At 62.5% G+C, this 13790-nt stretch carries 9 protein-coding genes; 5 read left to right on the top strand and 4 right to left on the bottom strand.

The genetic code is table 11. The features are described from left to right. Positions 1-75 precede the first annotated feature (75 nt). Positions 76-2817: an aconitate hydratase AcnA gene (gene acnA / locus Q8O96_RS01805; protein ID WP_110596938.1), complete on the bottom strand. Its 2742-nt coding sequence runs from the start codon at positions 2815-2817 to the stop codon at positions 76-78. 208 nt (positions 2818-3025) lie between these two features. Between acnA and rlmM the strand changes: the two genes are divergently transcribed. Continuing rightward, entirely contained in the window at positions 3026-4099 is a 1074-nt protein-coding gene (gene rlmM, locus Q8O96_RS01810; protein WP_207167323.1) for a 23S rRNA (cytidine(2498)-2'-O)-methyltransferase RlmM, read from the top strand. A 153-nt stretch (positions 4100-4252) separates the two neighbouring features. Then, entirely contained in the window at positions 4253-4504 is a 252-nt protein-coding gene (tusA, locus tag Q8O96_RS01815) for a sulfurtransferase TusA (RefSeq protein WP_047302965.1), read from the top strand. Here tusA and Q8O96_RS01820 read toward each other — a convergent pair. Next, on the bottom strand, positions 4501-5910 hold the full coding sequence (locus Q8O96_RS01820; RefSeq protein ID WP_115581955.1) for an MATE family efflux transporter: 1410 nt from the start codon (positions 5908-5910) through the stop codon (positions 4501-4503). The two genes, tusA and Q8O96_RS01820, sit on opposite strands and share 4 nt — an antisense overlap. Before the next feature lie 188 nt (positions 5911-6098). Between Q8O96_RS01820 and pdxB the strand changes: the two genes are divergently transcribed. Beyond that, positions 6099-7241, top strand: coding sequence for a 4-phosphoerythronate dehydrogenase PdxB (gene pdxB, locus Q8O96_RS01825; RefSeq protein WP_305948258.1), 1143 nt, complete (start codon positions 6099-6101; stop codon positions 7239-7241). Between the two features lie 75 nt (positions 7242-7316). Here pdxB and Q8O96_RS01830 read toward each other — a convergent pair whose 3' ends face one another. Then, entirely contained in the window at positions 7317-7496 is a 180-nt protein-coding gene (locus Q8O96_RS01830) for a PA1571 family protein (protein WP_102863786.1), read from the bottom strand. A gap of 259 nt (positions 7497-7755) precedes the next feature. On the opposite strand from Q8O96_RS01830, the gene Q8O96_RS01835 reads away from it, so the two are divergent. Continuing rightward, positions 7756-9534 (top strand): ABC transporter transmembrane domain-containing protein, encoded by a 1779-nt coding sequence (locus Q8O96_RS01835; protein ID WP_162884122.1) that lies wholly within the window; start codon positions 7756-7758, stop codon positions 9532-9534. A 135-nt stretch (positions 9535-9669) separates the two neighbouring features. Here the strand turns inward: Q8O96_RS01835 and Q8O96_RS01840 are convergent, their stop codons facing one another. Then, on the bottom strand, positions 9670-11598 hold the full coding sequence (locus Q8O96_RS01840; protein ID WP_250329361.1) for a transglycosylase SLT domain-containing protein: 1929 nt from the start codon (positions 11596-11598) through the stop codon (positions 9670-9672). A gap of 213 nt (positions 11599-11811) precedes the next feature. On the opposite strand from Q8O96_RS01840, the gene Q8O96_RS01845 reads away from it, so the two are divergent. After that, the gene (locus Q8O96_RS01845; RefSeq protein ID WP_102863783.1) at positions 11812-13731 is read left to right on the top strand and encodes an ATP-binding cassette domain-containing protein; all 1920 of its coding nucleotides are present in this window, start codon (positions 11812-11814) and stop codon (positions 13729-13731) included. Positions 13732-13790 lie beyond the last annotated feature (59 nt).

Consider the following 13790-nt stretch of genomic DNA (forward strand, 5'->3'; position numbering starts at 1 on the left):
GTATAACCAGCTGAGTTTTGTTCGACAGACCGACGAAAAACACCGCCCTGAGGCGGTGTTTTATTTCGTGGTGGATCAGGATGCAATCAGTTGGCGCAACACGTAGTGCAGGATCCCTCCGGACTTGAAGTACTCGACTTCGTTCAGCGTATCGATGCGGCACAGCACCTCGATTTTCTCCTGGCTGCCATCCTCACGGGTGATCACCAGGGGCAGGTTCATCCGCGGGGTCAGTTCCACGTCGCTCAGGCCGAGGATGTCCAGGGTCTCCTTGCCGGTGAGTTTCAGGCTCTTGCGGTTCTGGTCGAGCTTGAACTGCAAGGGCAAGACCCCCATGCCCACCAGATTGGAGCGATGGATGCGCTCGAAGCTTTCGGCGATCACCGCCTTGACCCCCAGCAGGTTGGTGCCCTTGGCGGCCCAGTCACGGCTGGAGCCGGTGCCGTATTCCTGACCGGCGATGACCACCAGCGGCGTGCCCGAGGCCTGATATTTCATGGCCGCGTCGTAGATCGGCATTTTCTCGCCGCTGGGGATGTAGAGCGTATTGCCGCCTTCTTCGCCGCCGAGCATTTCGTTGCGGATGCGGATGTTGGCGAAGGTGCCGCGCATCATCACTTGGTGATTGCCCCGACGCGAGCCGTAGGAGTTGAAGTCCCGGGGTTCCACGCCCTTGTCCCGCAGGTAGCGCCCGGCCGGGCTGTCGGCCTTGATGTTGCCGGCGGGAGAGATGTGGTCGGTGGTCACCGAGTCCCCCAGCAGCGCCAGCACCCGTGCACCGTTGACGTCCTTGATTTCCGGCAGGGGGCCGGCAATGTCGTCGAAGAAGGGAGGGTGCTGGATATAGGTCGAGTCGTCCTGCCAGACATAAGTGGCCGCCTGTGGCACTTCAATGGCTTGCCATTGGGCGTCACCGGCAAACACCTCGGCGTATTCCTTGTGGAACATCCGTGTGTTGACCTGGGCCACGGCCTCGGCGATTTCCTGGCTGCTGGGCCAGATGTCCCGCAGGTACACCGGCTGGCCATCCTTACCTTGACCCAGCGGTTCGCTGCTGATGTCGATACGTACCGTGCCGGCCAGGGCATAAGCCACCACCAGGGGCGGGGAAGCCAGCCAGTTGGTTTTGACCAGGGGATGCACCCGGCCTTCGAAGTTGCGGTTGCCCGACAGCACCGAAGCCACAGTAAGGTCGGCTTGCTGGATGGCTTTCTCGATCGGTTCCTGTAGCGGGCCTGAGTTGCCGATGCAGGTGGTGCAGCCATAGCCCACCAGATCGAAGCCCAGTTGGTCCAGGTAAGGCGTAAGTCCGGCGGCTTTATAGTAGTCAGTCACCACCTTGGAGCCTGGAGCCAGCGAACTCTTGACCCAGGGTTTGCGCTGCAGGCCCTTTTCCACGGCTTTTTTGGCCACCAGGCCTGCCGCCATCATCACGCTAGGGTTGGAGGTGTTGGTGCAGGAGGTGATGGCGGCGATCACCACCGCGCCGTTTTTCAGGCGATAGGTCTGGCCTGCATCCTGGTAGTCGGCTTCGCCCACCAGGTCGGCATTGCCCACGGCGACACCGCCGCCGCCCTCGCTTTCCAGGCGACCTTCTTCCTTGCTGGTGGGCTTGAACTGCAGGTCGAGGAAGTCGGTGAAGGCTTGGGCCACATTGGGCAGCGCAACCCGGTCTTGTGGCCGTTTGGGGCCGGCGAGACTGGCCTCCACGGTGCCCATGTCCAAGGCCAGGCTGTCGGTGAACACCGGCTCCTTGCCCGGCAGGCGCCACAGGCCCTGGGCCTTGCTATAGGCCTCCACCAGTTTCACCAACTCGGCAGGGCGCCCGGACAGGCGCAGGTAATCCAGGGTGATGTCGTCCACTGGGAAGAAGCCGCAGGTGGCGCCATATTCCGGGGCCATGTTGGCAATGGTGGCGCGGTCTGCCAGGGGCAGGTCGGCCAGGCCATCGCCATAGAACTCGACGAACTTGCCCACTACGCCCTTCTTGCGCAGCATCTGGGTCACCGTCAGCACCAGATCGGTGGCGGTGATGCCTTCCTTGAGCTTGCCGGTGAGTTTGAAGCCGATGACTTCCGGAATCAGCATCGACACCGGCTGGCCGAGCATCGCCGCTTCTGCCTCGATCCCGCCCACGCCCCAGCCCAGCACGCCGAGGCCGTTGATCATGGTGGTGTGGGAGTCGGTGCCCACCAGGGTGTCGGGGAAGGCGTAGGTGCGGCCATCCTCGTCCTTGGTCCAGACCGTGCGCCCCAGGTATTCCAGATTGACCTGGTGACAGATGCCTGTGCCCGGCGGCACCACGCTGAAGTTGTCGAAGGCGCTCTGGCCCCAGCGCAGGAAGGCATAGCGTTCGCCGTTGCGCTGCATCTCGATGTCGACGTTCTGTTCGAAGGCGCTACTGCTGGCGAACTTGTCCACCATCACCGAGTGGTCGATCACCAGATCCACCGGGGACAGCGGGTTGATCCGTTGTGGATCGCCACCGGCCTTGGCCATGGCAGCGCGCATGGCGGCCAGGTCAACCACGGCGGGCACACCGGTAAAGTCCTGCATCAGGACGCGAGCGGGTCGGTATTGGATCTCCCGGTCGGAGCGACGCTCCTTGAGCCAGGCGGCGAGGGCCTTGAGGTCGGCGCCGGTGACGGTCTTGTCGTCTTCCCAGCGCAGCAGGTTTTCCAGCAGGACTTTCAGCGACATGGGCAGGGCGTCGATATCGCCCAGGCTCTTGGCGGCGTCCGGCAGGCTGAAATAGTGATAAGTCTTGTCGTCGACTTTTAGGGTTTTAAGGGTTTTCAGGCTATCGAGGGATGGCATTGAATGACTCCTTGTGGCCCGCACGGCTACGGGCCTGTGATACGGACAGAGGGTTAACCTAGCTCTGTTTGGGGCTTATAGCTAATCACTGGACTCCTGGGGTCAGTCCAAGGTTCCGAACTCGGTTATGATGCGCCGGTTTTCGTGACAGGCTTTGCTACAGGGCAGGTTTGCGCATCGATTCGTCGCCATTTGCCCAGGAGATTCAATGAACACCCTGTTTATCCATTGCCGGCCCGGTTTTGAGGGCGAAGTCTGCTCCGAGATCGCCGACCACGCGGCTCGGCTGAATGTCGCCGGCTACGCCAAGGCCAAGCCCAGCACTGCCTGCGCCGAGTTCATCTGCACCGAGGACGATGGCGCCCAGCGCCTGATGCAGGGGCTGCGCTTTGCCGAACTGATCTTCCCCCGGCAGTGGGCCCGCGGCGGCTTCATCGAGTTGCCGGAAACCGACCGCATTAGCGTGATCCTGGCCTACCTGGCCGGCTTTCCCCAGTGCGGCAGCCTGTGGCTGGAGGTGGTGGATACCAATGACGGCAAGGAATTGTCGAACTTCTGCAAAAAGTTCGAAGGTCCGCTGCGCAAGGCCCTGAGCGCTGCCGGCAAGCTGGTGGAGGATGCCGCCAAGCCGCGCTTGCTGTTGACCTTCAAGAGTGGGCGTGAAGTCTTTGTCGGCCTGGCGGATGCCGGCAACTCGGCCATGTGGCCGATGGGCATTCCACGCTTGAAGTTCCCCCGGGAAGCGCCAAGCCGTTCGACCCTGAAACTGGAAGAGGCCTGGCACCACTTCATCCCCCGGGATCAGTGGGATGAGCGTTTGCACAGCGACATGACCGGGGTCGATCTGGGTGCGGCGCCAGGGGGCTGGACCTGGCAGTTGGTCAATCGCGGCATGCTGGTGACCGCCGTCGATAACGGCCCTATGGCTGAAAGCCTGATGGACACTGGCCTGGTGCAACACCTGATGGCGGACGGCTTTACCTTCAAGCCGCGACAGCCGGTGGACTGGATGGTCTGCGACATCGTCGAGAAGCCGGCGCGCAACGCCGCACTTCTGGAAACCTGGATCGGCGAGGGCCATTGCCGCGAGGCCGTGGTCAACCTGAAGCTGCCGATGAAGCAGCGTTATGCCGAAGTGAAGCGTTTGCTGGAGCGGATTGAAGAGGGCTTCAAGGCGCGGGGAATTCGGGTGGCGATTGGCTGCAAGCAGCTGTATCACGACCGCGAGGAAGTGACCTGCCACCTGCGGCGCCTGGATGTGAAAAAGCCCAGATCGGCGTAGCCCTCGTCATAGCGCCGGATGCCCCGCAGGAGCCCGCTTCTACATAAGTAGGTTCCTGGGCGTGGGGTGTTGTGGCGACGCCCGCAGGAGCCCGCAACTGATGACCCGATGGCACCATTGCGCGACAATGGCCGCCTGTTTCAGGAGTGAACCATGAGTCAAATCATCGATACGCCGGTTGACGGCACCCTCGACGCCACCGGCCTTAATTGCCCCGAGCCGGTGATGATGCTGCACCAGCACATTCGCGACCTGCCCGCAGGCGGGCTGCTGAAGGTGATCGCCACCGACCCTTCCACCCGCCGCGACATTCCCAAGTTCTGCGTGTTCCTCGACCACGAACTGGTGGCGCAGCAGGAAGAGGCCGGCACCTACCTCTACTGGATTCGCAAGAAGCTCGATTAACCCGCCGAACGGCCGATGCGGATCTGCTTGCGCGCACTGCGTGTCAGGCGGATCAACAGCATCAGCGCGGCGCAGGTCAAGCCGGCAATCAACCCCTCCCACAGACCGCTCGGGCCCCGGGCCGCTCCGAACCAATCGGTCAGGCCCAGGGCGTAGCCCACCGGCAAACCAATCCCCCAGTAAGCGAACAGGGTCAGGATCATGGTCACCCGAGTGTCCTGATAGCCGCGCAGCGCGCCAGCGGCGGTGACCTGAATGCCATCGGAAAACTGGAACAATGCCGAGTACACGATGAGCATCGAGGCTACCTGGATCACCATCGGGTCGTTGGTGTAGATCGAGGCGATGGGTTCACGCAGCAGGTACATCAGGCTTGCCGACAGGCAGGCGTAGGCCAGTGCCGCGCCCATGCCGACTCCGGCGCTGAAGCGTGCGTCGCGCGGTTGCTGACGGCCCAGAGACTGGCCGACCCGTACTGTTACGGCCATGGCCAGGGAGTAGGGGATCATGAACATCAGGGCGCTGACGTTGAGGGCAATCTGGTGTCCGGCCACTACCGTGGCACCCAGGCTGCCGATCAACAGGGCGATGACCGCGAAGATGCTCGACTCGGCGAACACCGCGATGCCGATGGGCAGGCCGACACTCACCAGGCGTTTGATCACCGCCCATTGTGGCCAGTCGAACCGGCTGAACAGCTGGATCTTGCGATAGGCCGGTGCCCAGTGAACCCAGCCGGCCATGCCCAGCATCATGGCCCACATCACGATCGCCGTGGCCCAGCCACAGCCGACGCCGCCCATGGCCGGCACACCGAAGTGGCCATAAATGAAGATGTAGTTGATGGGGATGTTGAGGGCCAGGCCACAAAGCCCGATGACCATGCTCGGCACTGTGCGGCCCAGGCCGTCGCTCAAGCAGCGCAGCACGTAGTACAGCGCTACAGCCGGCAGGCCGCTGGCGATGCCGTGCAGATAACCCATGCAGGGCTTGATCAGTTCCGGATCAACCTTCATCAGGTGCAGTATCGGTTCGGCGCTGATCAATATCAGCGTGGCCGAGAGGCCCGTCACTACCGCCAGCCACAGGGCCTGGCGCACCACTGGACTGATCTCGTGCAGCTTGCCGGCACCAAAGCGCTGGGCCACTTTGGGTGTGGTGGCCAGCAGGGTGCCGGTCATCAGCAGGAACACTGGAATCCAGATTGAGTTGCCCAGGGCTACGGCCGCGAGATCCCGCGGACTGACCCGACCGGCCATGACGGCATCGACAAAGCCCATGGCGGTGGTGGCCACCTGGGCAATCATGATGGGCAGGGCCAGTCGCAGCAGGTCATGCAGTTCGCGGCCAACCCGTGCAGGGCGGCTGGTGGCTGGGGTGATGGGGGTGTCGGTCACGGAATTCACGGGGCGTAGCGTCCATAGGCGTGTTGCGCGGGACGCGACAGTCTACGCGTTGACACTCTGGTCAGGAAAAAATCCAGTGTTGTGGATTTGTAATGGCCGGCCGCGGGGAAATGAGCGCTCGACCTTAAGCCGCGCTGGCTCGGCCTGTCATCTGCGCCTACACTGCGGCTCCGCACGAGGAGCCAGCCATGTTGATTGTTGCCGACGAAAATATTCCCCTGATCGAAGAGTTCTTTGCCGGCTTCGGCGAGATCCGGCGTTTCCCCGGGCGTGCCATTGATCGGGCGACCGTGGAGCAGGCGGATGTATTGCTGGTGCGCTCGGTGACTCAAGTCGATCGCCAATTGCTGGAAGGCAGTCCGGTGCGGTTTGTCGGCACCTGCACCATCGGCACCGATCATCTGGACCTGGATTACTTCCAGCAGGCGGGTATCAGTTGGTCCAGTGCGCCGGGCTGCAATGCCCGTGGCGTGGTGGATTATGTACTGGGCAGCCTGTTGACCCTGGCCGAGATCGAAGGAGCGGACCTGGCTCAACGCTGTTACGGCGTGGTGGGGGCTGGTGAAGTCGGCGGACGCCTGATCAAGGTCCTGCGCGGTCTGGGTTGGCAAGTCCTGGTCTGTGACCCGCAGCGACAGGCGGCGGAAGGCGGCGACTACGTCAGCCTGGAGCAATTGATCGAGCGTTGCGACGTCATCAGCCTGCATACGCCACTGGCTCGGCATGGCGAGCATGCCACCTGGCACCTGCTGGATCGCCAGCGCTTGAACCAGCTCAAGCAAGGTACCTGGCTGATCAATGCAGCCCGTGGCCCGGTGGTGGATAACCAGGCACTGCGTGAAGTGTTGCTGCAGCGTGAGGATTTGCAGGCGGTGCTGGATGTCTGGGAAGAGGAGCCGACAGTGGATCGCGAGCTGGCGGACCTGTGCGTGCTGGCCACGCCCCATATCGCCGGCTACAGCCTGGATGGCAAGCAGCGTGGCACGGCGCAGATCTACCAGGCCTACTGCCGCTTCCTCGGTCAGGCCGAACAGGTCAGCCTGGCCACCTTGCTGCCGGCGCCCTGGGTGCCGCAAGTCAGCCTGAATGCCAATGCCGATCCGGCCTGGGCCCTGGCGATGATCTGCCGGGCGGTGTATGACCCGCGCCGTGATGATGCGGATTTTCGCCGTAGCCTGTCGGATGATGTCGCCCAGCAACGCAGCGCCTTCGACGGCCTGCGCAAGCATTATCCGGAGCGTCGCGAGATTGACGGGCTGCAGGTGCGGATTCAGGGTGATTCGCCAGCCCTGAGCCAGATCGTTCGGGCCCTGGGCGCCAGCGAAGTCTGAACCCGTTCAAGCAGTATTGCGCGGGCATAAAAAACCCGGCCGTCTGGCCGGGTCAAGAGGACATGAGGCTGATTGTCAATCTTGCCGAGCAGGCTTGACCAGTCGCTTTTCCAGCTCGCGGCAGGCGTTCTGGATCATTTCTTCAGTAATAGGTACTTCGCGACCCTGGGCGTCGATGATGGCACACCCCAGAGACTGGTTCGGCTGGGTACGGATTACTTGAATCTTGTCATTGCTGCTGTGTTGCAAGGACATGGCCTGTCTCCTCATCAGGTTGTGTGCTTACTCTAGAATGGCCGGGTGACCAAGCTGTTACAGACCGCCGCAAGGGCTGGCCCGGCGACTTCACTCCAACAGAAATGCCCGGGGAGTGCCAGCCACGGATTAGACCGATAATCTCTAGGCGCTAGTGTCAGCGGTCATAATCAACCTGACTCATTGTGATTTAGCAAAGTTCCTGCGAATTCCTCTCGTTGCCGCCGCTGCAACGGGTCAGTCGCCGGTGCGTCAATGGATTAACTGCATGCTCTCTTCTCGTCACCGCCGGGCGTTGCATCTGGCCAGCCGTTTTATTGCTCCCTACCGTTGGCAGGCGCTCGGCGCCCTGTTGGCATTGATTGTTACTGCGGGCATCACCTTGTCCATGGGGCAGGGGATTCGCCTGTTGGTGGACCAGGGGTTCATGACCCAGTCCCCGCATTTGCTGAACCAGTCCATTGGCCTGTTCCTGCTGCTGGTCCTGGCACTGGCGATAGGCACGTTCGTGCGTTTCTATCTGGTGTCCTGGATCGGCGAGCGCTGCGTGGCGGACATCCGGCGTCAGGTGTTCAATCACCTGATCTACCTGCATCCCGGCTTCTACGAGAACAATCGCAGTTCGGAGATCCAGTCGCGGCTCACGGCGGACACCACCTTGCTGCAGTCGGTGATCGGTTCTTCGCTGTCGTTGTTCCTGCGGAATGCCCTGATGGTGTTGGGAGGGATCGTCCTGCTGTTCGTCACCAACCCCAAGCTCACCAGCATCGTGGTGGTGGCCTTGCCGCTGGTGCTGGTGCCGATCCTGATTTTCGGTCGCCGGGTGCGCAGCCTGTCGCGCTTGAGTCAGGACCGGATCGCCGATGTCGGCAGCTATGTGTCCGAGACGCTGGGGCAGATCAAGACGGTCCAGGCCTACAACCACCAGGCCCAGGACGAGCAGCGCTTTGCCGTGACGGTGGAGCAGGCCTTCGATACCGCGCGCAAGCGTATTGTCCAGCGCGCCTGGCTGATCACCCTGGTGATCGTCCTGGTCTTGGGCGCGGTGGGGGTGATGCTCTGGGTAGGAGGCATGGATGTGATCGCCGGGCGTATTTCCGGCGGTGAGCTGGCGGCTTTCGTGTTCTACAGCCTGATTGTCGGTAGCGCCTTTGGCACCTTGAGTGAGGTCATTGGCGAACTGCAGCGCGCTGCCGGAGCTGCGGAGCGGATCGCCGAACTGCTGCGGGCGGAGAACATTATCCAGGCGCCCAGTAGCGGTCTGGTGAGCTTGCCGGCACGTGTGCAGGGCGATCTGGAGTTGGACGGCCTGAGCTTTTCCTATCCGTCAAGGCCGGACCGCTACGCCGTCGATGGCCTTAGCCTGAAGGTTCAGGCCGGAGAAACCCTGGCGTTGGTCGGGCCGTCGGGGGCAGGCAAATCCACCCTCTACGATCTGCTGCTGCGTTTCTACGACCCGCAGCAGGGGCGGATATTGCTGGATGGGGTGCCCCTGACCCAGCTCGATCCGCTGGATCTGCGGCGCTGTTTTGCCCTGGTGTCGCAAAGCCCGGCGCTGTTCTACGGCAGCATCGAAGAGAACATCCGCTATGGCAATCCTGGTGCCACCCTGGCCCAGGTCCAGGAGGCGGCGAAGATCGCCTATGCCCACGAGTTCATCGAGCAGATGCCAGAGGGTTATCAGACTCACCTGGGGGATGGCGGGCTGGGACTTTCTGGCGGACAGCGGCAACGCCTGGCAATTGCTCGAGCGCTGTTAGTGGATGCGCCGATCCTGTTGCTGGATGAGGCCACCAGCGCCCTGGATGCGCAGAGTGAGCATCTGATTCAGCAAGCCTTGCCCAGTCTGATGAAGAACCGCACCACCCTGGTGATCGCCCATCGCCTGGCCACGGTGAAGAATGCCGACCGGATTGCGGTCATGGATCAGGGCAGGCTGGTGGCGGTAGGTACTCATCAGCAACTGATCGCCAACAGTCCTCTCTATGCGCGATTGGCGGCCCTGCAATTCAACGACGGCCCTCAGGCATCTGCGTAGGAGCCGGCTTGCCGGCGAAAGCGGCCATCAAGCTGGTGCCGAGTCCGAAGGCCTCTTTGCCGGCATGCCAGCTCCCGCAATGGGTGGCCGCCCAATAAAAAGCCCGCATCGCTGCGGGCTTGTAGAAGGCTGGCCTCACTGATCGTCGAAGTAGCGCTCATGCCAGTCCACCAGCGGCTGCGGTGAGTTGAGCTTCTGGCCGTAGATCACCGAGTAGGACAGCACGTTCTGCACATACTGGCGGGTTTCGTCGAAGGGAATGCTTTCCACCCACACGTCGAAACTCAGGTGGTCGGCGCCCTTGAGCCATTGCCGCACCCGTCCAGGACCCGCGTTATAGGCCGCAGATGCCAATACCCGGTTGCCGTTGAACTGGCTGTGGACCTGGCTCAGGTACGCCGCGCCCAATTGGATGTTCTTGTCCGGGTCCAGCACTTGCTGGGGAGAGGCCAGGGGAATACTGAACTTGCGCGCGGTTTCCTTGGCGGTACCAGGCATCAGTTGCATCAGGCCGCTGGCGCCCACGTGGGAACGGGCATCGTCCATGAAGGCGCTTTCCTGGCGGGTGATGGCGAACACCCAGCTGGAATGCAGGCCGCGGACCTTGGCTTCGCGCACCAGGGTGTCGCGGTGAGCCATGGGGAAGCGGATGTCCAGGTCATCCCAGTACTGGGCCTGGCTGATGGTGCGAATGGCCGGGAAGTACCATTTCAGGTCGTAGGCCAGCCTGGCCTGGGCCACCATTTCGTCACGGTTGAAGTGCCGGCTGACGTGGTACCACTCACGGCGCCCATCAACGATCTGGCCCCGGGCATGGAATTCCAGGGCGCGACGCACGCCCGGAGTGTTGCGCACTTTGTTGATGACTGCCTGGCTCAGCATCAGCGGCTGGTTGTTCAACTGATAAGGGGCCTTGGCGTGATCCGCGGCGAGGAATCCGTAGAAGTCACGCTCCCGGGCCAGGCCTTTGAACAGCGCCAGGGCCTGGGGATTCTTCGGCTGGGCCAGTTCCAGGCTGCGCGCCTGCCAGTAGCGCCAGCGGTTGGTGCTGGCCAGGTCCTGAGGCAGCTTGCGGGTCAACTGGTAGGCATCTTCCCAGCGCGCCAGACGCAGTAGCAGGCGCAGGCGCCATTCGGAGACGGTGTTGTCCCGCAGCTCTGGGTCGTACTTGGTCATGACGTCCAGGGCGCGGCTGTCGAAGCGCCGGGCCAGGGTCAGGCCGATTTCGCGGGCAATGGCCACTTTTTCGTCACGTGAGAAGTGCATGCTGCTGGCATAGCCGTCCAGCAGGGCCATGGCCTTGTCCGGGTCCTGGCGAGCCAGTCGGCGCAAGCCGAGGCCGACCACGTCGGACATCGCCTCATCGGCGGGCTGGAAGCGCGAAGGCTGGCTCAGCAGCTCCGGCTTTTGTGCCACGTCCACCAGCAGACGGCCCTGGGGCGCGAGGGTGGTCATGCTCTTGACCAGGCTGTTGGCCAGGGGGTAGTTGCGGGCTTCGGCCGCCAGCTTGGCCCGCTGCCAGCGCTTCTGTTCGGTCAGTTGGCCTTCAGCGGCCCATTGGGCGAACAGCGCGTCACAGGCGGCCGGTTGGGATTTGCCGGTCAGCCAGAGCTTTTCGGTAGCGGCGTAGCCCTGCGCCTTGAGGTTGTGGCCCAGTTGGTACTGGCCATTGAGGCAGTCCAGTTCGGTGAAGTTGAGTTTCGGGTCGTAGTACCGGGTGAAGGTGGCCCAGTCGCCGCGTTCCGCCAGCCAGCGCAGCCAGCGCAGTTTCATCCAGTTGGCTTGAGGCAGGTCGCCATGTTCGGCGAGGAATTTCTCGATCTCGGCGTTGCTGGCGGATTTCAGCCGGGCAGTCAGCTCGTCATAGGCCAGGTAGGGTTCCAGCGGGTAGTCGCGCAGCGCATCGGCGTAACGGAAGTAGGGGCCGGAATCACCCTTGGCCAGGGCGCGCTTGGCTTCATCGTAATACTGGCGTTGTAGAGTCAGGTCTGCCGCCTGGGCGGATTGGACGGCTGCGGCGGTGAGAAGCAGGCAAGATAAAACACTGAAAAGGCGACTGCGCATGAGACATCCGGGCAGAGAAATCATGACAAGTGCCGACAATGCCAACACTGATTGTTCACTAGCTTAGCCTTTTGCCAGCAACCGGTGAAAGCTTTGCCGAGCCCTTGGCATCAGTTGGCAACAAAAGTGCCTTCGGGGTTGCCGGTGGCGAAATAGCGGGCCTTCTGAGGGCGCAAGTCAGGTAGAATGCGCGCCCGGTTTTTGGAGAAGAACATGACCCTGCTCAAATTCAGCGATGTGTCCCTTGCTTTCGGCGCCATGCCGTTGTTGGACAAGGTGTCCTGGCAGATCGCCCGTGGTGAGCGGGTGTGCATCATCGGCCGTAACGGTACTGGCAAATCCAGCATGATGAAGCTGGTCAAGGGCGATCAGAAGCCCGACGACGGCTCCGTATGGCGCGCACCCGGTCTGAAGATCGGCGAATTGCCTCAGGAACTGCCTGTGGCCGACGAGCGGACCGTGTTCGACGTGGTTGCCCAGGGCCTGGACGGTGTCGGCGAGCTGCTGGCCCAGTACCACCACCTGAGCCAGAACATCGTCACCGACGCCGATCTGGAAAAACTGATGCACGTCCAGCACGACCTCGAAGCCCGTGACGGCTGGCGCCTGCAGCAACTGGTGGACAGCACTCTGAGCCGCCTGCAACTGCCAGCCGACAAGACCCTCGCCGAGTTGTCCGGTGGCTGGCGGCGTCGCGTGCTGTTGGCGCAGGCCCTGGTATCCGAGCCGGATCTGCTGCTCCTCGACGAGCCGACCAACCACCTGGACATCGGCGCCATCGCCTGGCTGGAAGAGGCGCTGAAGGATTTCCAGGGCGCGGTCCTCTTTATTACCCACGACCGTTCCTTCCTGCAGAACCTGGCCACCCGCATCCTCGAACTGGATCGTGGCGGCCTGATCGATTGGAACGGCGACTACGCCAGTTTCCTGGTGCACAAGGAAGCCATGCTGGCGGCGGAAGAAACCGCCAACGCGCTGTTCGACAAGCGCCTGGCCCAGGAAGAAGTGTGGATTCGCCAGGGTATCAAGGCCCGGCGTACCCGTAACGAAGGCCGCGTGCGTGCGCTCAAGGCGCTGCGCGTGGAGCGCAGTGAGCGTCGCGAGCGTACCGGCAAGGCCAACATTCAGCTGGAAACCGCCGACAAGTCTGGCAAGCAGGTAATGGTGCTGGAGAATGTCAGCTTCGCTCACCCGGACGGCCCGTTCCTGGTCAAGGACTTCTCCATGGTCCTGCAGCGCGGCGATCGCATTGGCCTTCTGGGCGCCAACGGCACCGGCAAGACCACCTTGCTCAAGCTGATGCTCGGCGGTCTGGTGCCGAGCAGCGGCAAGGTGGAAGAGGGCACGCGGATCGACGTGGCCTACTTCGACCAGTTGCGCCACCAGTTGGACCTGGAAAAGACCGTGATCGACAACGTTGCCGAAGGTCGCGACTTCATCGAGATCGATGGCCAGAGCCGTCACGTGCTGAGCTACCTCGGTGATTTCCTGTTCAGTCCGCAACGTGCCCGTACGCCAGTCAAGGCCCTGTCCGGCGGTGAGCGTGCCCGTCTGTTGCTGGCCAAGTTGTTCAGCAAACCGGCCAACCTGCTGGTGCTCGACGAGCCGACCAACGACCTCGATGTGGAAACCCTCGAGCTGCTGGAAGAAGTGTTGCTGACCTTCCAGGGCACCGTGCTGATGGTCAGCCACGACCGGGCCTTCCTCGACAACGTGGTGACCAGCACCCTGGTCTTTGAAGGCGAAGGCAAGGTTCGCGAGTACGTTGGCGGTTATCAGGACTGGTTGCGCCAGGGTGGCTCGCCGCGGCTGCTGGGGGTTACCGAGAACAAGTCCGGCAAGGCCGAACTGAATTCCGCCGTGGTTGCGCCGGTGCAAGCCGCAGCGCCAGCCCCCGTGCAAGAGGCTCCGGCGAAGAAGAAGCTCAGCTACAAATTGCAGCGTGAGCTTGAGGCGCTGCCGGGGCAGATCGATGCCATGGAACAACAGATTGCCGGGGTCGAGGCGGAGATGGCTGATGCCGGTTTCTATCAGCGCCCGGCGGCTGAAACCGCTGCGGTCATTGCCCGGCTGGAGCAGTTGAATGCCGAGCTGGAGCAGATGGTCGAGCGCTGGGCCGAGCTGGATGCCTGAGTGACCGGTGTTTGATAAAAAAGCCCGACTTTAGCGTCGGGCTTTTTTTCGGAGCAGTG

It is taken from the genome of Pseudomonas sp. LPH60, from assembly GCF_030718165.1.
GTDB classification, from domain to species: Bacteria; Pseudomonadota; Gammaproteobacteria; order Pseudomonadales; family Pseudomonadaceae; genus Aquipseudomonas; species Aquipseudomonas danubii.